Below are 23,247 nucleotides of genomic sequence, written 5' to 3' on the forward strand. Positions count from 1 at the left end.
ATACGTCCGCCGGGCCGGGCGAACGGCCGAGGCTCGGCGGGGTGGAGGAGTCCGGGGAACGGCCGGAGGTCGGTGGATGGCAGGAGTCCGGTGAACAGCCGAGGCCCGGCGGGTCGGCGGAGCCCGGGGAACGGCCGGAGGTCGGCAGGTCGCAGGAGCCCGGGGACCGGTTGAGGGACGTATTCCTCGTCGCCGCTGCGCGCACCGCGGCCCGCCGTGGTGACCTCGACGGCGCGCTCGCACTGCTGGCCGACTCCGCCGAGCCGCCGGCTTCGGAGGTGCTCGACCTGCGCGCTCGCCTCCATGCGCAGCGCGGGGAACTGGGGGAGGCCAAGGCCCGCTGGCGTGAGCTGCTGGGGCGGGACCCCGGATGCAGTGCTGCCCGAGCCGGACTGGCCCGCATCGAGCGATCGAGCGTTCCCGCGGGGCCGCCCTGCTGTCCCGGCATCGCGGCGCGGCCACCGCCGTGTGCGCGGCGGCAGCCGTCGCGGCGGCTGTCGTGCTGCCGGTCATCGTCTTCGGCTCATCCGGAGCCCCGCCGAGCTCCCAGCCCGCGGACCAGGCAAAACTGCAACAGCTGCTGGACGAGCAGCGGGCGCGTCGGGTCGCCGTGGAGAAATCCGCGCGCGAGGCACGAGCAGCAGCCAGGGCCCAGGCCGCAGAACGGCTCAAAGCTCTGCGCGACGCGCTGAAAGCACCCGGGGCACGAGCCCGGATGGCCGAGGGAGCTGTGGAAGTGGTGTTCGACAAGGGCCTGTTCTCCCGCGCGGACACGCTGACCCCGCTGGGCGCGAGCCGGATCAATGCGCTCGGCAAGGAATTGACGGGCCGTGATGTGCGGGTCAGCATCCATGGACACGCAGCCACTGTGCCGGGAGCCCCCAGCCACGGCGGTTCCGTCACCTCCCTCTGGCGCGCACTGATCGTCGCCCGCGAGCTAAGCGCCGTCAGCGGCAGACCGCTCACTGCCTTCACCGTCGCCAGCGCCGACCAGTCAACGGCCCCGCACCGGACCGATGCCGCAAACCGTACGGTCACCATCACCGTCACGCCCGCCTGACGGAGCCGCGTCCGCAGCGCCACGGCAGCCGCCCCGGCGGGGCGGGGGACGCCCTCCACCCCGGCCCGGAGCGGCTGCCGGAAGGCCGTAACCGCCCGCCCTGCCAAGGGACTTACCCTTAGCCTCAGCCCGTCGCCCGCGTGCTCGCCCGATCACGGGCAGTGCAGGGTGCGGGCAGCGACATGGTGAGGTCCGAGGAGCACTCACTGGTGCTCAAGGGGGGCGACGGTATGCAGCCACAGGAGGTCTTCGACGGTCGGTACCGACTGGTGCGGCGGCTGGGCACGGGGGGATCCGGCACCGTCTGGGAGACCTTCGACACCCGGATGCAGCGTTCCGTCGCACTCAAGGTCGCCAACTCATCGGGCACCGCGCAGGACGCCGAACACTTTCTCCACGAAGCGCTGACCGCGGGCAGTCTCAACCATCCGCACATTGTCACCGTCCACGACTACGGGACCGTCAGCCCCGACCCTGGGTCCGACCTCGACCCCGACCCTGGCTCCGGAGACGCCGAGCAGCCGCAACCGGCGCAGATCTACGTGGTGATGGAGCTGATCGACGGCGATCCGCTCGACCTCCTGCTGAGCCGCGGCACCCCACCGCTTCGGCAGTCCCTCACGTGGGCGGCCCAGGTGTGCGACGCCCTGGATGCCGCACACCGCCGCGCGATCGTCCACCGCGACATCAAACCGGCCAACATCCTGATCGCACCCGACGGCCGTGCCAAGGTCGTCGACTTCGGCATCGCCAAGAACCTGACCTCGCCGAGCAGCCTGACCCCCACCGGCCTCATCATGGGCTCGTTCGCCTACCTGGCGCCGGAGCTCTTCTCCGGCGCCGCCCCCGAACCGCGGTGCGACCTGTACGCGGTCGGCTGCCTGCTGACCGAACTGTGCACGGGGCGACCGCCCTTCGACGGCGTCAGCCACGCCAATCTGATGTACCAGCACACCCAGTTGGCACCGCCGGCGCCGAGCAGCCGTCGCCAGGAGATCCCGGCGGAGGTGGACGACCTGGTGCTGCGCCTGCTGGCCAAGGAGACGGGCGAGCGCCCGCACGACGCCGGTCGGGTACGCGACCGCCTGCGGGCCCTCGCTCAGAGCGAAGGTCTGCTGCTCGGGGGTACGGGATCCGGTCCTGGCGGCGATCGCCCCGCGGCCCCTTCGGTGAGCTGGTCCGGCCCGGTCGGGTACGAAACCGCGGACGCTCCCGCGACCGACCCGGGCAGCGGGACCGGCAGCAGCGTGACCGGCAGCAGCGTGACCGGCAGCAGCGTGACCGGCAGCAGCGTGACCGGCAGGAGCGTGACCGGCAGCGGTGCGACCGACAGCGGTGCCCGTGGCGCCGACCGGGACCAGTACGCGACCAATGCCGCACCGGTCAACGCGCCTCCCGCCCCAATTGCCGACCAGGGAGCGGGCGGTGCGGCCGGACCTCCCTCCGGCGACGCCGGCCCGGAGAGGGCCCGCGCGGTGGCATCCACGCCCCTCAGCGACCCGGCACACTCGGCAGGCGCTCCGGCGGAAAGGTCGGTCAACCCGTCCGGAGACGCTCCGCCGAAGCCCCCGGCACCGTCGGCGCCCCGCCGTCGCCGTCGGGCCGTGATCCTCGGCTCGGCCGCCGCGATGGTCGTGCTCGTTGCGGCGACCGGCTGGCTGGTCGCCGACCTGCCGCTCGGCGATGACGGCAAGCAGCCCGAAGCCGCCCCCACCGCGAGCGCCTCCCCGGGCGGAGAACAGAGCCGCGGGCCGAAGCGGAGCAGCACCCCGACCCCCACCCCGAAGAAGCCGGGCGCCTCTGAAGACGACCGCGGCCGGGACGAGCCCGCCCGGCCGAGTGAGTCGTCCACCCGGTCAAGCAAGACCCCGAAGGCGCCGGACGACAAAGAGGGCGGGTCCGGCCCGGCACGCCGCAGCCCCGACGCGAAGCAGCTCGCCACCGGCGGGCACGATGTCGGATACGGAGGGTGCCCAGAGGGACGGATGTGTCTGTTCGAGGGCTGGGAGGGATCAGGCTGGATGGGGTACGCCCGCTCCTGCGGAACGATCGATCTCGCCTCGCTCCAGCACATGGTCTCCTCGGTCCGGACGCATGGGAACCCCGTCACCCTGTACGACGACGCCCACCAGAAGGTGGGCCATGTGGACGGCTGGGCGCAGACCAACCTCTCCCAAGAGGAGAGCGACAAAGCCGTCACGGCCTACGTCCACTGCCCCTGACCGGTCACTCGGCCACGAATCGCGCCGCGGCCCACGGCGGAAGCGGCACCGAGTTCTTCCACCTGCTCTCCCGTCGATGTGCGGCAACATCCCTTGACACACGCCGTTGACGCTGTTGATAGTACGAGGACTCGAAGACTTAAAGCGATTTAAGCGGGAGCACTCGGCCCCGGGGTCTTCCGGTGTGAAGGGAAATTGGAATCCAGCGTGATGTCGTTCCGAAGTGCCGACCATGGGCCGGTGGCGCCGCCGTCGAGATCCCGCAGACCGTCTGATCCTCGTCACCCGCAAGGAGATACGCCATGGCCCTCAAGCTCGGCGCCTACACTGCCTGCCTGCACGACCGCACCCTCACCGAGGCCCTCGACATCCTCAAGGCCAACGGCCTGACCTCCGTCGAGGTCAACACCGGTGGCTTCATACCCGCCCCGCACTGCCCTGTCGACCTGCTGCTGTCCTCGGCGACCGCACGCGAGGAGTACCTGGCCACCTTTGCTGACCGCGGGATGGAACTGACCGGTCTCAACTGCAACGGCAACCCCCTCAACCCGCTCCCGGGTGTCGGGCCGAAGCACGCCGACGACCTGCGCCGCACCATCGAGCTCGCGGGACTGCTCGGCGTCCAGCACGTGGTGACCATGTCCGGCACCCCCGGCTCCGATCCCGACGCCAAGTACCCCTCGTGGGTCGTGAACCCGTGGGACGGCGTCTACATGGACGTCCTGGACTACCAGTGGGGTGTGGCGGTCGAGTTCTGGAAGGAGATCGATGCGCTGGCCCGGGAGAACGACGTCCGGGTCGCCATCGAGATGCACCCGCACAATGTGGTGTTCTCACCGGTCACCCTCAAGCGGCTCGTCGACGAGGCCGGTACGAGCAACATCGGCGCCGAGATGGACCCCTCCCACCTGATGTGGCAGGGCATGGACGTTGTCGCCTGCATCGAGTGGCTGGGCCCGCTGGTGTTCCACGCCGCCGCGAAGGACGTCACGCTGTGCGCCGGGGCCGACATCCGCGGCGTACTGGACACGTCGTTCAGCCGCGTGCCCGCCGACGCGCCCGGCAAGGTGCCCACCGGCTACGGGTTCTGGTGCAACGCCTGGCCTCAGGACCCGGCCTGGAAGTTCGTCGCCGTCGGCCTCGGACATGACGTCGCCTACTGGACCGAGTTCCTGCGCGCCCTCGCCGAGGTCGACCCGGACATGGCCGTCAACATCGAGCACGAGGACGCCGCCTACTCCCAGACGGAGGGTCTGGCTCTGGCCGCCAAGAGCCTGCACAGCGCCGCGGCCGGTCTGTGACCCGTCCCCTCACGCGGCGTCGACACGATGACCTCCGAGTTCAAGGGCCGTCCGAGGGCGCCGAGTTCGCCGAGAGCCAGTTGCTGCGCTCGATGGACGAGCTGATCCCCGTCTTCGAGCGGGAGGGCATCAGGCTGGTGCTCGAACCGCATCCGGACGACTTCATCGAGGACGGTCACGCCGCGCCGAACCTGGTGCGCGCCTTCAACCGGGACTGGATCTCGATCGGTTGCCCGTCAGGCCGGCGCTGCCGTCGAGCCGCGCACGACGAGGCGGGGGGCGAGGACGATTTCCTTGGCCTCCGTCCGGCCCTGGTCGAGTCGTTCGACGGCGGCCGTGACCGCGTGCTGGGCCTGCTCCTCGGCGGTCTGGCTGACGGTGGTCAGGTCGAAGCAGCTCAGCCGGGACAGCGTGTCGTCGTCGTACCCCGCGACGGACACCTCGCCCGGGACCGCGACCCCGGCCCGGGTGAGCTCGGCCAGGACGCCGATGGCGCACTGGTCGTTGAACGCCACGACGGCGGTGGGCAGGTCTTTGTCGGCGAGGAGGCGGCGACCGGCCCGCTGGCCCGCCGCCTCGGTGTGGTCACCGCGCAGGACCTCGATGTGGTCGTGGAGTCCGTGACGGCGCATGGCGGTCCGGTAGCCGCGGCGCCGGTCGGTGGCGATGACGCCTTTGCCACCGTCGACGTACACGATCGACCGGTGCCCGAGGCCCACCAGATGATCGATGACCTGGCCGACTCCGTCCTCGTCTGCGGTACGCACGACGTCCAGATCGGCACCGGGGACACGGCGCCCGACGGCGATGACGGGCGCCTTGCGGTGCAGCGTCGCGAGTATGTCGGCCGGGGCGGCCGGGCCGAGGAGGATCAGTGCCTCGCTGCGGTGGGCGAGGAGGGTCTCGACGGCGGTGAGCTCGTCGCGGGTACGCGTCTGGGTGCTGAGGACCAGGTCGTAACCGACCGCCTCGGCCGCGGTGTGCAGGTGCTCGACCAACTCCGCCTGGAAGGGGCTGTGAATGTCGACCATGACGCCGAGCAGCCGACTGCGTCTGCTGGCCAGCAGACTGGCGGTGCGGTCCGCCTGGTAGCCCAGGTCGGCAGCCGCCTTCAGTACGCGCCGCCGGGTGCGCTCGCTGGGGCCGGGTACGCCGCGCAGGACCAGAGAGACCGAGGCTGTGGACAGCCCGACACGCGCCGCGACATCCTCCAGCCGGGGGCGCGGGCTCGCGCCCTGCTGGGAACCGGAACCTGCCTCGGCCACTGGGCCTCCCTCGAGGTCGTTCGGATTCTTCTGGGCAACACCCCTGACATGCCCGTGAATCCAGGCCGACAGTACCAGAGTTTTAATCGCTTTAAAAAGCTAGGACAAAGTTCGGATCTCACCGTACGGGCCGCGTAGCCCATGGGGGTGAATCCCTGGTCGCCGCGGCGCCGATGCCGCCGCGCCCCCGCCACCGACATCCGGCCCGCTTGAGGCCGTGAACCCCATGTGGTACCGCGAACCCGAACAGACGCCGTATCTGCCCCTGTTCGTCGATCCGGTACTCACCCGGCGTGCGACGCGAGCAGCACCTCTCCCCATATGCGCCGCGCCCGCACCTACGAGGAGCACGGACGCGGGCTCCTCCTGGCCGCCCAACTCACCGATCGGTGGGGCGCCCGTCCCAGCGGCACCGGCAAAACCATCTGGGCCGAACAGGCATTGCCGCCGGACTGAGCCCGCCGTGGTCCGATACGGACCAGCAGCCCCCGGAGTGGTGGTTGCGCGGCGGACCAGCAGCACTTCAGCGATTCCGCGTCGCCGCACATCCGCCGCCGGAGACCAAAGTCTGGGACGACGCGCGGCGGAGACGGACTTCATCCCCGTCGAAGAGCATGCCGGCGAGCGCGGTCCGGTCGGTGACGCACGGCTCGATGCCCGCCCGCGCCAAAGCCCTGGCGAGGCGCTCCGGGAGCGTGTGCCGTTCGCTGACCTGCAGCTCCACCGGTTCGCATGTGAGGGCCAGCAGGACCGCACGCGGTCCGCGGCCGGCGCCGGTGGAGCGCGCTCCCACCCAGCGGTCCAGCCCCTCCTCGCGGAGGGCGGCCCGGGCCTCGTCCCGCAGCTCGATACTGGACAGGTACTCCATGATGATCGGTCGGCTGTAGGTGCCGGCCGCGGTCGACGCGATCTCGTCGGCCGCGATGCCGTTGTTGCGGTCGGTGCGCATGGCCAGGAACAGGTCCTCACGGACCCGCAGGTATTCCTCGGCTGCTTCGCGGGTGTGAAGGTAGGTCAAGACCTCGGCCTCCGTTCGCATCTTCATCGGTACTGGTTGGCTCGGCCTCTCCAACGGGCCTGAGTCAACCGGTCGTTGGGGGCCAGTTGTGGAACCTCTTGGGCCGCGGCCGGGCGTAGGTGCGTACCTTGGACGTGGACAGCCCGAGACCGACGAGGGCTTCGGCGGTCTTCACGGCTGCGGTCACGCCGTCGACGACGGGGACCCCGGTGCGTTCGGCGACGCGTTCCGTCAGGCCGGACATCCCGCCGCAGCCAAGGCAGATCACTTCCGCCCGGTCCTCTTCCACCGCGAGGGCGGCCTGCTCGGCGATGGCCTCCACGGCGGCCTTCGCGTCCTGTTCCAGGTCGAGCACCGCCAGCCCGCTGGCGCGTACGGAGGCGCACCGGGCGCTCAGTCCGGCCGTGTGGAGGCGGTCCTCGATCAGGGGGACCGTACGGTCGAGGCTGGTGACGACGGAGTACGAGCGGCCGAGGAACTGGGCGGTGCTCGCCGCGGCTTCGGTGATGTCGACGACCGGAACGTCGAGCAGTTCCTGCAGCCCTTCCCGGCCGTGTTCGCCGTATCCGGCCTGTATCACCGCCTCGAACGGCTCCGGGTAGGCGCGGACGGTCTCCATCACCGCTATGGCGGCGAGATAGCTCTCGTAGTTGCCCTCGACGGACTCCGCGCCGAAGGAGGGGGTCAGCGGGACGATCTCGGTGCCGGGCGACGCCGCGCCGACGGCCTGTTGACCGATCGAGTCGGTGATGGACTGCGTGGTGTTGACGTTCACGACGAGGATGCGCATGGTTCGGCCTTCTGCTGGCCGGTTCACTCGGCGGCAACGGCGATGGCCTCGCCGTCCACGTCCCGGACCGGTACGGCGCGGTCTGCGATGACCGCATACAGCGCGGCGGCGAGGGCGGCGCCGATGAACCAGGAGAATCCGGCCACGGAGTGGAAGAAGGGCACCAGGGCCAGCGCCACCGCGACTGCGGCGCTGGGCACGAAGGCCGCGACGGCCCGCGGGTTGTAGCCGCGGCGGTAGTGGTATTCGCCCTGCGTGTCGGCGGTGTAGAGGTCGGGCACGTTCACCCGGGACCTCCGCAGCAGCCAGTAGTCCGCCATGATCACGCCGAAGAGCGGGCCCAGAAGGGCGCCGAGCCCGCCGAGGAAGTAGTTGACCACGACCGGGCTGTTGTAGAGGTTCCAGGGCGTGATCACCAAGCCGAGGATCCCGGTCACCACGCCGGCCCGGCGGAAGTTCAGCCGGTGCGGGAACAGGTCGACCAGCGCGTAGATGGGCGCGACGAAGTTGGCCAGCAGATTCACCGCCACCGTCAGGACAATGAGGGCAAGCGAGGCCATCGCCAGCAGGAACATGTTCGGGATGGTCCTGACGATGTCCGTGGGGCTGGTGATGACGTGCCCGTCGAGCTTGAACTGAGCCCCACTGAGGACCACCACGATGGCGGCGAAGAAGAGCATGTTCACCGGGATGCCGATCACGTTTCCCCGGACGATGGAGCTGCGGCTTCTGGCGGACCGGGTGAAGTCGCAGAAGTTCAGTACGAAGGTCCCGTAGATCACCACCCACAGCGCGGCGCCCTGCAGGATCTGCAGCCACATCGCGCCGCCGGCCAGCGGTTGGTCGACGGACAGGGAGATCGAGCCGTCGGCACGGAGGAATATCCAGACCGCCAGGGCACACATGGTCAGCAGCGTCGTGGGCGCCGCGAAGGCCATGTACCGCCGGATCATCTGCATCCCGTAGCTCACGATGACGATCTGCAGCGCCCATAGGACCAGGAAGGTGAGCCAGCCGAGCGTCGACTGGCCGAGCAGGGAGTTCGCGTCCATCCGCCTCAGCCCCGGGAACATCGCCACAAGGAGCGCGCTCAGGACGGAAGAGGCGAGGTAGGTCTGGATGCCGAACCAGGCGATGGCGACGGCACCTCGGACGCCGGCCGGTATTTTCGCCCCTTTGATGCCGAACGCGATACGGCTCATGACCGGGAAGGGGACGCCTGTCTTGTGCCCCATGAACCCCGAGAGGGTCAGGAGCAGGAACAGCAGGACGGAAGCGAGCGCGAAGGCCGCCAGGATGCCCCACACGTTCAGCCCGAGCGCGAAGAGGCCGATGGCGAACGCGTAGTTCCCGAGGCTGTGTACGTCGTTGGCCCACAGGGTGAAGACGTTATAGGCGCCCCAGCGACGCCCTTCCTTCTTCGTCGGGGCGAGATCGTACGTGTACAGACCAGCGCTGGCGGTGCTGCTGGTTTCCACGGACGACCGCTCTTCCACGGCTGGCATAGCGGCTCCGGAGGGGGAGGGGGAGAGGCGTGGACCGTTCTGGAGGTTTCCATAAAATGGAAGTGGATTTCCGTTGGCCAGAACGTAGTTTTCTCCAATCGACACCGTCAAGAGCTGGATGGGAAAGATTTGGGCAAGCCGACAAACCAGCTCTGACCGGCTGAAACCCCTCATACTGGCGGCCATGCGGCCATGCGGCCATGCGGCCGGACGTCCAGCCGTCGGCGCGACGACGCTTCCGGGCCCTCAGTGCGCGGATCAGTGGTGGCGGACCGAGCTCTGATCCGCCGGACAGGCCCTGGCGTTCGTGGGCCGGGCCCCGGTCAGGTAGGCGAGGACCACGTCGCCGAGCATCGTGCGGTAGCGCTGCCGCCCGTCGGCGGCGGTCGGATCGCGGCCGAAGAGGGCGCCGAAAGTGTGCCGGTTCGCAACCCGGAAGCGGTGATCACCTCGACGCGCCCGCCGGTGTACCCGAGCCGAGCGAACTCCTGCGTCGTGACGTCCAGGACTTCCGCCCGCGTACGGGCCGCGTCGCGCTGCCATCCGGAGGATGCGTCGGCGGTGGCGCGGCGGTCAAACGGTTCCTTGCGGGGTGGGCAGCGGCACAGGCCGGTCCGGGACTGCAGCCCTCGCCTCCCTGTACGTGTTCAGAGAGGCTCGCCAACAAGCCCTGCCGGCGCCCAGCGGGTCAAGCCGCGTGCCGCCGGTCGTCGCCGAGCTGATGTACGTTCTGCACCGCGAGTTCGTCGCGTTCCTGCGTAGGGGTGAGACGGACGCCGACGTGATAATCCTGAACCAGCATCCAGCCGAGGAAACCAGCGGCGAGGGTGCAGGCGACACCGGCCGACGTGAGGGCCAGACCGAGAGTGACCCCGGTGGCCGGGCCGTTCCAGTGAGTGATGTAGGTCCCCAGGCTGATGGCGAACAGCGCGAGAGCGATGACATTGAGGGAGGCGTGAGCCAAGCCGACGGTTTTGGCCGCCGAACTGCGCGGAATTCCGAAGGCCCAGTCGACGAATCCGGGGAGCGCGGCGAGCAGTGCGCTGCCGACGCCCACGACGTTCAACGCGATCGCCAGATTGAGCCAGAACTGGTCCCCGCTGGCCGCATACACGGCAAAACCCACGAGGGTTCCGGTGTAGCAGGCGACCGGGAAGCCGACCAGCATGGGATGAACGGGGTGACCGGCGACCGTGGCCTTGCTGTACATGAAGCCTCCCAAGAAGGCCCCCCGGATCGGACATGTCGATAGCTCATCTCAGCGTCCCCACAGCAGCCGGGCTCCGCAACCTGGACGGGGCTGATCAGTTGCAGCACTGATCAGAGCGTTCAACGATGCCCAGGTGCACCGCTCACTCCCAGCTGAATCCAAGTGTTCGACAGTTGTGCGCTACAGATGTTGTAGTTGCCGCTCGCGTGCGCCTGCTTGACTGGCTGTTGGTCCTCATCGTTGAGGCTCGGCCGTCGGGGACCACGGAGTCCAGCACAGCGCCTCGCGCCATCCCGGCCGGTCACGGGCCCAGTCCTGCAGCACGACGGCCACGGTCTCGTGCCCGAACATTTCGAACGGGCCCGGCACCAGAGCCTGGAAGTGCTGGTCCGGGCCGCCCTCGCGGTACTCGACCTGGCAGCTCATGTCGTCGTTGAGGTAGACCTGCATGTAGTGCTGGCCGGCAGGCTCCTTGTCGAGGCGCTCCACGATCACGAACCGGTGCCTCAGGTTCATTTCGCTGAGCAGGTCGAAGAGGTCATCCTCCGAGGGGTTCTCGAAGGTGTCCCCGCTCCAGGTCTTCGCTCGCAGCACAGGTTCCACCACGCGTCCGACCCTACCGAAGACCGACCATCCGGCTCCTGGTGGACGGCCGCTCCCGGGCGGCGTCTCAGATCGCCTCGCGAATGGCCCGTTCGAAGCCCTCGACGTGACCGCGGGCGAGCTGGGCCGCCTTGTCGGCGTCACCGGCGACGATCGCCTCGATCAACGGGCCGTGCTCTTCGACGTGACCGGCCACGTCGGACAGCTGGTCGATGAACAGGCACCAGATGCGGGTGGCCAGGTTGTCGTGGCGGACGAGGGTGTCCTCCAGATACGGGTTGTGCGTGGCGGCATAGATGGCGCGGTGGACCTGCAGGTCCAGGTGCATCAGCTCGGCGGCTTCGCGCCGACGGGAATCCACGCTCTCCAGCTGCTGCCGTAGGGCCGTCAGGGTCGTACGGTCCGTGGCCGTGGCGCGCCGCGCGGCCTGCCCTGCGGCCAGCGGCTCCAGCTCCTGACGCACCTCGGAGATATGGGCGAGGTCGGTGATGTTGACGTCGGTGGCGAAGGTGCCGCGCCGGGGATAGGTCGTGATCAGGCGCTCGTACTGGAGCCGCTTGAGCGCCTCGCGCACCGGCGTCCGTCCGACACCGAGGGACTGGGCCAGCTGGTCCTCGTTGATCGGTGCGCCCGGGCGGATCTCGAGCATGACGAGCCGGTCGCGGATGGCGCGATAGGCACGTTCGGCGAAGGACAGTTCCTCGCCGCCGAGCTCGGTCGCCACGTCCTGCATGAAGCCCCCTTGACCTGTCCGGCGAGCTCCCATACCTTACCGCACAGGCTGATATATCAGTTGTCCTTTAGTTGGCTCTCAGGATGGTGCACAGATGGCAACGAGCCCCTCGACAACCACCGTCACCGCCTCCCTCTCCCTCCCGCTCAGCAAGCTCGACCCGGATGTCGCCACCGCGGTGGGCGCCGAGCTGCGCCGTCAGCAGTCGACCCTCGAGATGATCGCCTCGGAGAACTTCGCCCCGGCCGCCGTCATGGAGGCCCAGGGCTCGGTGCTGACCAACAAATACGCCGAGGGTTACCCGGGCCGCCGCTACTACGGCGGCTGCGAACACGTCGACGTCGTCGAGCAGTTGGCCATGGCCCGGGTGAAGGAACTGTTCGGCGCCGAGGCAGCGAACGTGCAGCCGCACTCCGGCGCCCAGGCCAACGCCGCGGCGATGTTCGCGCTGCTCAAGCCCGGCGACACGATCCTCGGCCTCGACCTTGCGCACGGTGGGCATCTGACCCACGGCATGCGCATCAACTTCTCCGGCAAGCTGTACAACGTCGTGCCGTACCACGTGAGCGAGTCCGATCTGCGCATCGACATGGACGAGGTCGAGCAGCTCGCTCTCGCGCACCGGCCGAAGATGATCGTCGCCGGCTGGTCGGCCTATCCCCGCCGACTGGACTTCGCCGCCTTCCGGCGGATCGCCGACGAGGTGGGCGCGTATCTGATGGTCGACATGGCGCACTTCGCCGGGCTGGTGGCTGCGGGCCTCCACCCGAGCCCGGTGCCGTACGCCGACGTCGTGACGACCACCACGCACAAGACCCTGGGCGGCCCGCGCGGTGGGGTGATCCTGTCCAGGAAGGAGCACGCCAAGAAGATCAACTCCGCGGTCTTCCCGGGCCAGCAGGGCGGCCCTTTGGAGCACGTCATCGCGGCGAAGGCGGTGGCCTTCAAGGTGGCTGCGAGCGAGGAGTTCAAGGAGCGCCAGCAGCGCACCCTGGACGGCGCCCGCATCCTCGCCGGACGGCTGCTGGCCGACGATGTGGCGGAGGCCGGGATCACGGTGCTGACCGGCGGCACCGAAGTCCATCTGGTCCTCGTCGACCTGCGGAACTCCGCGCTCGACGGGCAGCAGGCCGAGGACCGGCTGCACCGCATCGGGATCACCGTCAACCGCAACGCGGTGCCGTTCGATCCCCGCCCGCCGATGGTCTCCTCGGGGCTGCGGATCGGAACCCCGGCACTGGCCACCCGAGGCTTCGGCGAGCCGGAGTTCCGGGAGGTCGCCGACATCATCGCCCAGGTTCTGACGGAAGAGGAGCTCAGCGACGAGCGCGCCGGCCTGCTGCGTGACCGGGTCGAAAAGCTCGCCGACGCGTTCCCCCTCTATCCGCACCTGCACATCCCCAGCTGAACGGAGACGCGGCATGACGACCGAGCCGCTGCCGGAGCATCCGGACTTCCTCTGGCGCAACCCCGAGCCGCGTTCCTCGTACGACGTGGTCATCGTCGGCGCGGGAGGCCATGGGCTGGCCACCGCGTACTACCTCGCCAAGAACCACGGCATCACCAACGTCGCCGTCCTCGAAAAGGGCTGGCTGGCCGGCGGCAACATGGCACGCAACACCACGATCATCCGCTCCAACTACCTGTGGGACGAGAGCGCGGCGATGTACGAGCACGCTCTCAAGCTGTGGGAGCGGCTCCCGGAGGAGCTGGACTACGACTTCCTGTTCAGCCAGCGCGGCGTCCTCAACCTCGCGCACACCCTGCAGGACGTCCGTGAGGGCGTGCGCCGTGTCAACGCCAACCGCCTCAACGGAGTCGACGCCCAGTGGCTCGAACCGGACGAGGTCGCCAAAGTCTGTCCCATCCTCAACGTCTCACCCGACACCCGGTATCCGGTCCTCGGCGCCACCTTCCAGCCCCGCGCCGGCATCGCCAAGCACGACCACGTCGCCTGGGCGCTGGCCCGCCGGGCCGACGAGATGGGCGTGGATCTGATCCAGGGGTGCGAGGTCACCGGCTTCCTCAAGGACGGCGACCGGGTCGTGGGCGTCGAAACCAACCGCGGCCGCATCCGCGCCGGCCGGGTCGGCCTCGCGGCGGCAGGGCACAGCAGCGAGCTGGCCGAGCGGGCGGGATTCCGGCTGCCGGTGCAGTCCCATCCACTCCAGGCGCTGGTCTCCGAGCTGCACGAGCCGGTGCACCCCACCGTGGTGATGTCCAACCATGTGCACGTCTACGTCTCCCAGGCACACAAGGGCGAGCTGGTGCTGGGCGCCGGCGTCGATGCGTACAACGGCTACGGGCAGCGCGGCTCCTTCCATGTGATCGAGCACCAGATGGCCGCCGCCGTCGAACTGTTCCCCGTCTTCGCCCGTGCGCACGTGCTGCGGACCTGGGGCGGCATCGTCGACGTCACCCCCGACGCCTCCCCGGTCATCGGTAGCACCCCCGTCGAGAACCTCTATGTCAACTGCGGCTGGGGCACCGGCGGATTCAAGGCCACCCCGGCCGCCGGCTGGACCTTCGCACACACCATCGCCACCGGCGAGCCGCATCCGCTGAACGCCCCGTTCGCCCTCGAACGTTTCACGACGGGCGCACTGATCGACGAACACGGCGCCGCGGCCGTGGCCCACTGAGGAGGATGCCGTGCTGCTGATCACCTGTCCATGGTGCGGTCCACGGAACGAGACCGAGTACCACTACGGGGGACAGGCCCATGTCCCCTACCCCGAGACCCCCGCGGACCTCACCGATGAGCAGTGGGCCGAGTACGTCTTCTACCGGGACAACCCCAAGGGCCCCTTCGCCGAGCGGTGGATGCACAGCGCCGGCTGCCGCCGCTGGTTCAACACTCTGCGGGACACCGTCACCTATGAGGTGCTCGCCGCCTACCGGCTCGACGAGCCACGCGCCGATCTGCCCCAGGCCGGAGGGAACCGATGACCGACCAGTCCCACCAGCCCGATCAGCACTGCCGGCTCCGGCAAGGGGGCCGCATCGACCGCGACGCCGTGCTGCGGTTCACCGTCGACGGGCGGGAACTGACAGGGCACCCCGGAGACACCGTCGCCTCGGCGATGCTGGCGAACGGGCTCGGCGAGGTCGCTCCGTCGATCTACCGCGGCCGCCCGCGCGGCATCGTCGCCGCAGGTGTCGAGGAGCCCAACGCCCTGTTGCAGCTCGACGGCCCGTGCTCGGAGGGCATGCTCCCGGCCACAACCGTCGAACTGTACGAAGGGCTGGCCGCCACGACGCTGTCCGGGATGGGGCGGCTCGACCCGGCCACCGACCCCGCCGTCTACGACAAGAAGTACGTGCACACCGACGTCCTCGTCGTCGGCGCCGGACCGGCCGGGCTCGCAGCCGCCGCCGCTGCCGCAGGCTCCGGCGCCCGCGTGATCCTCGTCGACGACCAGTCCGAGCCCGGCGGTTCGCTGCTCTCCGGGCGTACCGAGACGGTCGGCGCGCAGACAGCGCTGGAGTGGGTCACTGAGGTCCGCGCAGCGCTCGACGCCGCCCCCGAGGCCGTTGTCCTCCAGCGCACCACGGCGTTCGGCAGTTACGACGACAACTACGTGCTGGCCCTCCAGCGGCGCACCGACCACCTCGGAGCCGCAGCGCCCGAACCGTCCACAGGTGTCTCGCGCCAGCGGCTGTGGCACATACGGGCCCGCCAGGTGGTCCTGGCGACCGGCGCTCACGAGCGTCCGCTGGTCTTCGCCGGCAACGACCGCCCCGGGGTGATGCTCGCCGCGGCCGTGCGCTCGTACCTCAACCGATACGCCGTGGTGCCGACCTCGCGGACCGTCGTGAGCACGACCAACGACAGCGCCTACGACACGGTCGCCGATCTCCACGCCGCCGGGATCGACATCGCCGCCGTCGTGGATGCGCGCTCGGAGCTGTCCCACCGGGCCGCCGAGGTCGCCGTGGCGACCGGGGTGCGGGTGCTGACGGGCAGCGCGGTGGTGGACACCGCGGGCGGCGGACGGCTCACCGGCGTCACCGTCCAGGCCCTCGACGAGAGCGGTCAACTCACCGGTGGCCCGGAGTCGTTCGACTGCGATCTGCTCGCCGTCTCGGGCGGGTGGAGCCCGGTGGTGCACCTGCACAGCCAGCGCCAGGGCCGACTGCGCTGGGACGAGGACCTGGTCGCCTTCGTCCCCGACGGCACCGTACGGGACCAGCAGATCGCCGGTGCGGCCCGCGGGACGTACGGCCTCGACGGCTGTCTCGCCGACGGGGCGCGGGCCGGTGCGTGGGCCGCGACGGAGGCCGGGTTCCCGGTTCCCGTGCCCTCGTCCGGCGATGCGCGTCCCGGAGCCGGCCCGGTGCGCGCACTGTGGCTGGTACCCGGCCCCGACGGCGAACCCGGCAGCTGGGACACTCACTTCGTCGATCTGCAGCGCGATGTCACCGTCGCCGACGTCTGGCGGTCCACCCGAGCCGGGATGCGCGGGGTCGAGCACGTCAAGCGCTACACCTCGCTCGGCACCGCGAACGACCAGGGCAAGACGTCCGGCGTCAACGCGATCGGTGTGATCGCCGAGGCCCTCGGCACGGGCGCATCGCCCGGAGAGATCGGCACCACGGCCTACCGGGCGCCGTACACACCGGTGGCCTTCGCAGCGCTGGCCGGGCGCGAGCGCGGCGCGTTGTTCGACCCGGAGCGCACGACCTCCATCCATAGTTGGCACGTCGCGCACGGGGCGCTGTTCGAGGACGTCGGGCAGTGGAAGCGCCCCTGGTACTACCCCCTGCCTGGTGAGGACATGGACACCGCCGTGGCCCGCGAGTGCCGCGCGGCCCGCGAGGGGGTGGCGTTCATGGACGCCTCCACCCTCGGCAAGATCGAGATCTTGGGTGCGGACGCGGGCGAGTTCCTCAACCGCCTCTACACGAACGCCTTCAAGAAGCTCAAGCCCGGCATGGCCCGCTACGGCGTCATGTGCAAGCCCGACGGGATGATCTTCGACGACGGCGTGACGCTGCGCCTCGACGACAACCGCTACTTCATGACCACCACGACCGGCAACGCCGCCGCGGTCCTGGACTGGCTGGAGGAGTGGCTGCAGACCGAGTGGCCCGAACTCGACGTCCACTGCACCTCGGTGACCGAACAGTGGGCGACGATCGCCGTCGTCGGCCCCCAGTCGCGCGAGGTCGTCGCCCATCTCGCGCCCGAGGTCGATCTGTCGAACGAGTCCTTCCCGTTCATGGCGTTCCGCGAGACCACCCTGGCCTCCGGCATCCCCGCCCGCATCTGCCGGATCTCCTTCTCCGGCGAACTCGCCTACGAGATCAACGTCTCCGCGTGGTACGGCCCGGCTGTCTGGGACGAGGTGTATGCGATCGGCCGGCCGTACGACATCACCCCGTACGGCACCGAGACCATGCACGTCCTGCGGGCCGAGAAGGGCTACATCATCGTCGGCCAGGACACCGACGGCACCGTCACCCCGCAGGACGCGGGCATGTCCTGGGCGGTCTCCAAGCGGAAGGACTTCGTCGGAAACCGGTCCTACTCCCGCGCCGACACCTCCCGCGCCGACCGCAAGCAGCTGGTCGGCCTGCTGCCGAGCGATCGCAGGACCCGGCTGCCCGAGGGCACCCAACTCGTCGCGCCGAACGTGCCCCTCACGCCCGAGGCCGGGCCGGTGCCGATGCTGGGCCATGTCACCTCCAGCTACCACAGCCCGGCGCTCGGCCGCCCCTTCGCCCTCGCCCTCGTCGCCGACGGGAGGGCAAGGATCGGCGAGACCCTGCTCGCCCCGGTGGGGGAGGACCTGGTGCCCGTACTGGTGGCCGACTCCGTCCTCTACGACCCCGAAGGGACCAAGCGAGATGGCTGAGCCGACGATCGACGCAGGCGCAGGCGCAGGCCCGATGGCACTGCGCAGCAGCCCCCTGGGACATCTGGAGGAGCGGATGCGTGCCGCCACGGTAACCGGCACCCGCGGCGTCGCGCTGACCGAGCGGCCGTTCCTCACCATGGTGAACCTGCGCGTCGCCCCCGCCTCCGAGGCGGCCGACCGTATCGAGAAGACCCTGGCGGCGCCGCTCCCGCGGCAGTGCGGCCACACCACCGCATCCGGCTCCCACACGGTCCTCTGGCTCGGACCCGACGAGTGGCTCGTGCTCTCCCATGCCGACGGGCCCGCTGTCGCCGCAGAGTTGCGGGAGGCACTCGAAGGAGACCCGGGCTCGGTGGTGGACGTCTCGGCGAACCGCACCACGCTGGAGCTGAGCGGCCAGGCCGCTCGGCAGGTGCTGGAGAAGGGCTGCCCGCTGGACCTCCATCCCCGGGCCTTCGGCCCCGGCCAGGCGGTGTCGACCACGGTGGGACCCGTTGCGGTGCTGCTCTGGCAGGTCGATGACGTACCGACGTACCGGCTGTTCCCGCGGTCCTCGTTCGCCGACTACCTGGCGCGCTGGCTCATCGACGCGATGAGCGAGTACCGCAGCCCGGAGCTGCCCTGAGCCCGCCCGGTGCGCCGCAGCATCTCCGCCAACTCATCCGGCCACCCCCGGCCGTGCGCACCCGTCCAAGGCTCCCGAGCCGGGGGTGATGCCCAGGGCGCGGTACTGCGCCACGCAACACAACGAATCCGGCTCAAATGCGCGTTCGGCGCGGCAAGTTCATGCCCCGCGGCAAGTTCATGCCCGAGGTACGACCGCGTGCCATTGCGTCAAGCGGCCGTCACCCGTCCCGCCCACTCCGTCACCCGCCCGGCCAGCGCCCCGCCGTGCCGGGCCCAGCGGAAGTGGTCGAGCCGGTCGGTGCCCGCGAGCTCGGCGGCGTAGTGCCAGTGCTCCAGCTCGGCCCCCGGCACCTTGGCGCACAGGTGTGCCTGGGCGCGGGGCGGGGCGAAGGAGTCGCCCTCCACGCTCACCGAGAGCACCGGCAGCCGCAGCTCGCGCAGCCGCTCCTCGACGCGTTCCCCGTGCGGGGGCAGGCGGTAGCGGCCGGTCCGGGACTGGAAGGCCCAGTCCCGGATGACGCCCGGCGGCTGGAGCCCGCCGAACACGAATCCGGGCCAGCGCCCCCGTGCCGTCGCGTACGCCACCATGAACGCCCCGAACGCCAGCATGCCGGGCGAGCGGAGCCCGAACGCGCGGTGATACACGGACGCGGACGCGACCAGCGCGACAGCGTCCGGCCCCCGCTCCCCGGCCGCTGCCGCCTCCGCGGCCTGGAGCAGCGCGAGTTGCCCGCCCAGGCTGTGCCCGAGCACGACGACAGGCGAGGTGGGGAACTCCTTCCGTACGGCGGTGAGCGCGGCCCGCAGGTCGTCCACCAGCTCCCGGTACCCGCACGCCCGCCCGTCCGGCGCCCGTTCCCCCTGCCATCGGAAGTCATACACGGCAGCGGTCACCCCGGCGCCGTGCAACTCCCGTATGAGCCGACGGTAGAACCCACCCGGCGTGCCCATGGCCGAGGCGATCAGCACGACGGGCCGCTTCGGCTCCCCGCCGAAGCGCAGCCCGTGCAGCGGGAAGCGCTCCCCGTCGGAGCTGTGGACCTCGGCCAGCGGCTCGAGCTCGGCATACTCAGCGGTAGTCACAACGGGCAGGATGGCACACCCGCATCTGGCTGCTCAGGCGCGGTGCCGTGAGCTCGGTGGTGGACGAGGAGGCCGGCGAGCGGGCTGAAGTGCTGTTCGTGGGGGCCCCATGCGCCGCTCGCATGGGAGATGGGCTTGTAGCGGTGCTCCCACCTCACCATGAAGACGATCAAGGTAAGCGAATGAACCCACAGCGGGCCCTGGCTGCCTTTGTCCGTCGGCAGGCCCATCGCCGGGAGTGGGCCGCGACCGTTCAGCTTGTGACGGGAACTTGGCCTGTTTTGACGAGCACTTGACCGGGAGTCTTGACGCTCGTTCAAGTCTTCGACACATTGCTCGCTGAGAGAGCGCTCACCCCCCACACAACCAAGGAGCGCATTGTCATGTTCACGCCTTACAGGAGTAGTAGCAGCGACAGCGGTAACGGTCACAGCAGCTACCGCCGGTCCCGGCTGGCCGCCTTGGCCGCGGCGCTGACGGCTCTCGGTGCGCTGGCACTCCCCACGGCGCAGGCCGAAGAGACGTCGTCAGCGCAGCGCGCAGCACAGGACACCAACGCAAAGCAGGCCAAGGGAGCAGGGATCACGCAGGAGGTGTGGCGGACCGACTTCGACGGTGCCGCCGGCTCCCTGCCGTCCGGGGACGACTGGATCATCGACAAGGGCACCAGCTATCCCGGCGGCCCGCCCAACTGGGGCACCGGAGAGGTGCAGACGTACACCGACAAGCCGGAGAATCTCCAGCTCGACGGTGACGGACACCTGAAGATCACCGCCCGCAAGGAGGGCAACTCCTGGACGTCGGCCCGCATCGAGACCCGGCGTACGGACTTCGCGGCGCCCGAGGGCGGCAAGATGCGCATCTCGGCGCGGCTCAAGCTCCCTGAGGTCTCCGGGGACGCGGCAAAGGGCTACTGGCCGGCCTTCTGGACGCTGGGCGCCGACTACCGGGGCAACTACCAGAACTGGCCCGGCGTCGGTGAGTTCGACATCATGGAGAACGTCAACGGCCAGAGCGAGGCGCACGGCGTCCTCCACTGCGGCGTCAACCCCGGTGGCCCCTGCAACGAGACCACGGGCATCGGCGACAGCGCCAACTGCGGCGGCACATGCCAGGGCGGCTTCCACGACTACGCGCTGGAACTCGATCGCACCGGCTCGGCAGAAGAACTGCGCTGGTACCAGGACGGGCAGCTGTTCCACACCGTGCGGGAATCCGACGTGGACGCCGCCACCTGGAAGAACGCCACCGATCACGGTCACTTCATCCTGCTCAACCTGGCAATGGGAGGCGCGTTCCCGGACAAGGCCGCCGGCCACGCGACTCCCACCGACGCCACCGCGCCCGGCGGCTCCCTGCTCGTCGACCACGTCGCCGTGGACGTCACCGCCCCTGCACGCTGACTCAACCGCGCCCATCCGCCGGTCCGCCCGGGAGAGCCCGGACGGACCGGCCGGCCGTCGCGGTGCCCTTCTTCAGGTTGCCGAGCTTCCAAGATCATGGAGTTCTCGACGCCCCGTGATCCGAGTGGAAGACCGTGCCTGCCGACGCGTCATCCCTGATCTCTGTAGTGCTGGGCGAGCTTGAGACGGGCTGGTGGCTCGGCTGGCAGGCCGACGCGGAAGAGATGAATTTCGTTCTCGACGATGGCCGCCAGCCGGGCGCCGTCGGGTGACCACGCGAGGGACTGGGCACTGATCCCGGCCTGTGCGCGGTCCCTCGTAGGGCGTCGCATGATGAGCTCACGGTCGGCGACCCGGTAGAGGTCAGGTGTGCACTTCCGCTCATCGGTCCAGTCCTCCGTCGCACGGCCAGATACGCGCCGTCCGGGCTCGCCGCCAGCGAGTTCAGCCAGTCGCCCGGCACAGTGATGGTGTCCAGGACCCTGCCGGTGGCGGGCTCGATCACGTGCACCTTCGAGTCGTGGGCCACGAACATCCGGGTCTCGTCCGCGCTGAAGGTCACGTCCCTGATCCGGCCGGCGGATTCGTCACCGAGCCGTACCGTGCGATCGGGCGAGGACTGCCCAGAGACGAAGTGCACTTGGCCGCCGTCGCCGTACTCGACCCGGAAGCAGCCGGTGCGCGAGCGTACGCGGCCCGGCTCCACCGGAATGTCGGTCTCGGTATCGGCGTCGAGGTCGTAGGCCCACGGGCGAACCTCGTCGTCCTCGTCCTCCTTGAGTGTGACCACATGCCGCCCCGGCACCCACATGATGTCCCGGCCGGCCGAGACAGGTGACACGCGGAGCCGCTCGGACCGGTTGTCCGCGTCGTAAACGGCCAGTTCGCCGTCCTCGCTGGTGACAGCGAGAAAGCGGCCGTCGTCGGAGAAGGCCAGCACCACGATGGAGTCGGAACAGTCGGACCCGGCGAACGGAGTGAGGACGGCCTCCGGTTCTGTGAGATCCGGTACGTGCGGGGCATCCTCGGCGCGCAGCCGGCGGGTTGGGTCCGGGTAATACCCGGTCTCCCAGCTCAGGCCGGGCCACAGATGCTCCAGCCAGCGTGGGTCGGTGACCTGCACCTCGTAGTCGGCCTGCACGAGAAGGCCCTCATCCGGCCAGCCGTCGTCTCGTTGGTGAATCCCCTCTTCTTGGAGGGTATCGATGTGCGCCCAGTCCTGGTCGGACAGCGGATAGTTGCGCACGGCGACACGTTCGACGCTTTCGACGAACCACCGGGTGTTCACGGCGAGCCAGCCGTCGTTCTCGGGCTCTCGCCAGGTGAAGAAATCGCCGAGTGGACCGCCGCCGTCGGCCGCGCTCTCCCACAGCAGCGACAGGAAGAAGCCGGGGTCTTCCGGCAGTTCGGCATGCCACCGGCGCTCGACGTCGTAGTCGACAACGAAGATCCGAAATCTCACACGCCGCCGGTCGGGGGCCAGGGCGAGCACTCGCACGTCGTAGAAGGATGGATGGACAAAGGCTCTCCTGCGTCTCGAAACCGGAGGACGATCAGCGTGCGCCGACGTGCTTCGGGGCTGCAGGATCCACGATTTCAGAATGGATCGGGAATGGTGGTTCCGCCGAGAGGGTCCGCAGACACCTCACGCGGTTCCGATGGCGAGGTTGTGCCACGTCGGGTGCCTGCCACGTTCCTGGCCGCCCAGCAACCTGGCAGGTCCGCGCCGCCCGCCCTTGATCAGCAAGAGCACGATCAATGTTCGGTGTACTGAAAAGACGCCTTCTTCCGAACCATTCGAACCCCACAGGGGGAACATGTGGGGATGTGACCGAATAGGCCGCCATATTTGTGCTGCGGCAGAAGGCGGGTGTAACACGGGGACGATTGCAAGACGCTGAAGCAGGCAGAAGCGGGGTCGTCCGAGACTGCATCTCATAACCTGGGCGACCCGCCCGACAAGCGCGTCAGATGGGATTCCTTGTGAACAGCACCGGCCCGGCTTCCGGATACCAGACGTACGGCCAGCCCTCGGGCCCCGACCGCTCCGCGCGTAACCAGGCAACTGCGCGGAGGACAGCCATTACGATCTGCACGGTCGCAGACGTGGCGGCCGGTGTGCTGGGCCTGTGGATCGTGCTCTACCTGCTCGACGCGAATCAAGCAAACCCCTTCGTCGAGTTCGTGCACGGAACGGCGGACTGGCTGTCCGGATGGGCACAGGACATTTTCACGATGGACACAGAGGGTCTGCGTGTTGTTCTCAATTACGGTCTGCCGGCCGTCATCTATTTGCTGATCGGCCACGGGATCGCTGCCCGGATCAATCGGGCCTGACGCATTACGGACACTCGTCCTCTCCGGCATGAACAGCGAGCGCGCGGAATCCTCAGGGCGTGGCTGCTCAGGTTTGCCGTAAGGCAGCCGACATCTTGCTCAGGCCGCCGCTGCGGGAAGAGCACGACAGCGAAAGGGCTGGTGCGGTGATACGCACTCCCAACGAAACAGATCTCCTACCGATCTATGAGGAACTGGTGCGAGAAAGAGGCGACGTTGTGGCGGAGGC

General features: G+C 69.4%; 19 protein-coding genes and 2 pseudogenes. 11 read left to right on the forward strand and 10 right to left on the reverse strand.

The genetic code is table 11. From position 1 onward, the window contains the following. The first annotated feature begins 466 nt into the window (after positions 1–466). The 3 genes from ACTWP9_RS25765 (at position 467) to ACTWP9_RS25775 (ending at position 4,583) form a co-directional block, all read left to right on the forward strand. On the forward strand, positions 467–1,060 hold the full coding sequence (locus tag ACTWP9_RS25765; RefSeq protein ID WP_443248651.1) for a hypothetical protein: 594 nt from the start codon (positions 467–469) through the stop codon (positions 1,058–1,060). 182 nt (positions 1,061–1,242) lie between these two features. Then, positions 1,243–3,282 carry a protein kinase domain-containing protein gene (locus tag ACTWP9_RS25770; protein ID WP_443248652.1) on the forward strand — a complete coding sequence of 680 codons (2,040 nt, stop codon included), beginning with the start codon at positions 1,243–1,245 and terminating at the stop codon, positions 3,280–3,282. 302 nt (positions 3,283–3,584) lie between these two features. Next, the gene (locus ACTWP9_RS25775) at positions 3,585–4,583 is read left to right on the forward strand and encodes a sugar phosphate isomerase/epimerase family protein (RefSeq protein ID WP_443248653.1); all 999 of its coding nucleotides are present in this window, start codon (positions 3,585–3,587) and stop codon (positions 4,581–4,583) included. Between the two features lie 236 nt (positions 4,584–4,819). Here the strand turns inward: ACTWP9_RS25775 and ACTWP9_RS25780 are convergent, their stop codons facing one another. Further along, on the reverse strand, positions 4,820–5,848 hold the full coding sequence (locus ACTWP9_RS25780) for a LacI family DNA-binding transcriptional regulator (protein ID WP_443248654.1): 1,029 nt from the start codon (positions 5,846–5,848) through the stop codon (positions 4,820–4,822). A gap of 297 nt (positions 5,849–6,145) precedes the next feature. Between ACTWP9_RS25780 and ACTWP9_RS25785 the strand changes: the two are divergent. Beyond that, a pseudogene (locus ACTWP9_RS25785) lies at positions 6,146–6,304 on the forward strand (ATP-binding protein); the annotation flags it as partial. 67 nt (positions 6,305–6,371) lie between these two features. On the opposite strand, the gene ACTWP9_RS25790 reads toward ACTWP9_RS25785, so the two are convergent. From ACTWP9_RS25790 to ACTWP9_RS25820, 7 genes and pseudogenes are all read right to left on the reverse strand, one after another. Then, positions 6,372–6,866: a hypothetical protein gene (locus ACTWP9_RS25790; RefSeq protein WP_443248655.1), complete on the reverse strand. Its 495-nt coding sequence runs from the start codon at positions 6,864–6,866 to the stop codon at positions 6,372–6,374. A gap of 64 nt (positions 6,867–6,930) precedes the next feature. Continuing rightward, a complete protein-coding gene (locus tag ACTWP9_RS25795) occupies positions 6,931–7,656 on the reverse strand; it encodes an aspartate/glutamate racemase family protein (RefSeq protein WP_443248656.1) in 726 nt (241 codons plus the stop codon). 23 nt (positions 7,657–7,679) lie between these two features. Further along, the gene (locus tag ACTWP9_RS25800; protein WP_443248657.1) at positions 7,680–9,161 is read right to left on the reverse strand and encodes an NCS1 family nucleobase:cation symporter-1; all 1,482 of its coding nucleotides are present in this window, start codon (positions 9,159–9,161) and stop codon (positions 7,680–7,682) included. 258 nt (positions 9,162–9,419) lie between these two features. After that, positions 9,420–9,599: pseudogene (locus ACTWP9_RS25805) on the reverse strand (hypothetical protein); the annotation flags it as partial. A gap of 250 nt (positions 9,600–9,849) precedes the next feature. After that, complete coding sequence (locus ACTWP9_RS25810; RefSeq protein WP_443248658.1) at positions 9,850–10,371, reverse strand: DUF2231 domain-containing protein; 522 nt, start codon at positions 10,369–10,371, stop codon at positions 9,850–9,852. A 234-nt stretch (positions 10,372–10,605) separates the two neighbouring features. After that, positions 10,606–10,977: a hypothetical protein gene (locus ACTWP9_RS25815; protein ID WP_443248659.1), complete on the reverse strand. Its 372-nt coding sequence runs from the start codon at positions 10,975–10,977 to the stop codon at positions 10,606–10,608. A 64-nt stretch (positions 10,978–11,041) separates the two neighbouring features. Continuing rightward, the gene (locus ACTWP9_RS25820) at positions 11,042–11,707 is read right to left on the reverse strand and encodes a GntR family transcriptional regulator (protein ID WP_443248660.1); all 666 of its coding nucleotides are present in this window, start codon (positions 11,705–11,707) and stop codon (positions 11,042–11,044) included. A gap of 94 nt (positions 11,708–11,801) precedes the next feature. Here ACTWP9_RS25820 and glyA point away from each other — a divergent pair, with 94 nt between their 5' ends. From glyA to ACTWP9_RS25845, 5 genes are read left to right on the forward strand one after another with little or no spacing between them, the layout of a single operon-like run. Further along, positions 11,802–13,115: a serine hydroxymethyltransferase gene (glyA, locus tag ACTWP9_RS25825; RefSeq protein ID WP_443248661.1), complete on the forward strand. Its 1,314-nt coding sequence runs from the start codon at positions 11,802–11,804 to the stop codon at positions 13,113–13,115. 13 nt (positions 13,116–13,128) lie between these two features. Then, positions 13,129–14,349 carry a sarcosine oxidase subunit beta family protein gene (locus ACTWP9_RS25830; protein WP_443248662.1) on the forward strand — a complete coding sequence of 407 codons (1,221 nt, stop codon included), beginning with the start codon at positions 13,129–13,131 and terminating at the stop codon, positions 14,347–14,349. Between the two features lie 10 nt (positions 14,350–14,359). Continuing rightward, the gene (locus ACTWP9_RS25835) at positions 14,360–14,656 is read left to right on the forward strand and encodes a sarcosine oxidase subunit delta (protein WP_443248663.1); all 297 of its coding nucleotides are present in this window, start codon (positions 14,360–14,362) and stop codon (positions 14,654–14,656) included. Continuing rightward, positions 14,653–17,565, forward strand: coding sequence for a sarcosine oxidase subunit alpha family protein (locus ACTWP9_RS25840; RefSeq protein WP_443248664.1), 2,913 nt, complete (start codon positions 14,653–14,655; stop codon positions 17,563–17,565). Before ACTWP9_RS25835 ends, ACTWP9_RS25840 begins: the two co-directional genes overlap by 4 nt. Beyond that, a complete protein-coding gene (locus tag ACTWP9_RS25845) occupies positions 17,558–18,193 on the forward strand; it encodes a sarcosine oxidase subunit gamma (protein ID WP_443248665.1) in 636 nt (211 codons plus the stop codon). The genes ACTWP9_RS25840 and ACTWP9_RS25845 overlap by 8 nt, the downstream gene beginning before the upstream one ends. Positions 18,194–18,402: 209 nt before the next feature. On the opposite strand, the gene ACTWP9_RS25850 is transcribed toward ACTWP9_RS25845, so the two are convergent. Next, the gene (locus tag ACTWP9_RS25850) at positions 18,403–19,278 is read right to left on the reverse strand and encodes an alpha/beta fold hydrolase (protein ID WP_443248666.1); all 876 of its coding nucleotides are present in this window, start codon (positions 19,276–19,278) and stop codon (positions 18,403–18,405) included. A gap of 383 nt (positions 19,279–19,661) precedes the next feature. Between ACTWP9_RS25850 and ACTWP9_RS25855 the strand changes: the two genes are divergently transcribed. Then, complete coding sequence (locus ACTWP9_RS25855) at positions 19,662–20,681, forward strand: glycoside hydrolase family 16 protein (protein ID WP_443248667.1); 1,020 nt, start codon at positions 19,662–19,664, stop codon at positions 20,679–20,681. A 94-nt stretch (positions 20,682–20,775) separates the two neighbouring features. Here ACTWP9_RS25855 and ACTWP9_RS25860 read toward each other — a convergent pair whose 3' ends face one another. Then, entirely contained in the window at positions 20,776–22,143 is a 1,368-nt protein-coding gene (locus ACTWP9_RS25860; protein WP_443248668.1) for a WD40 repeat domain-containing protein, read from the reverse strand. Between the two features lie 521 nt (positions 22,144–22,664). On the opposite strand from ACTWP9_RS25860, the gene ACTWP9_RS25865 reads away from it, so the two are divergent. Beyond that, positions 22,665–23,018, forward strand: coding sequence for a hypothetical protein (locus tag ACTWP9_RS25865; RefSeq protein WP_443248669.1), 354 nt, complete (start codon positions 22,665–22,667; stop codon positions 23,016–23,018). The last annotated feature ends 229 nt before the right edge of the window (positions 23,019–23,247 follow it).

Source organism: Streptomyces sp. 3N207 (assembly GCF_052246355.1).
Classification (GTDB): domain Bacteria; phylum Actinomycetota; class Actinomycetes; order Streptomycetales; family Streptomycetaceae; genus Streptomyces.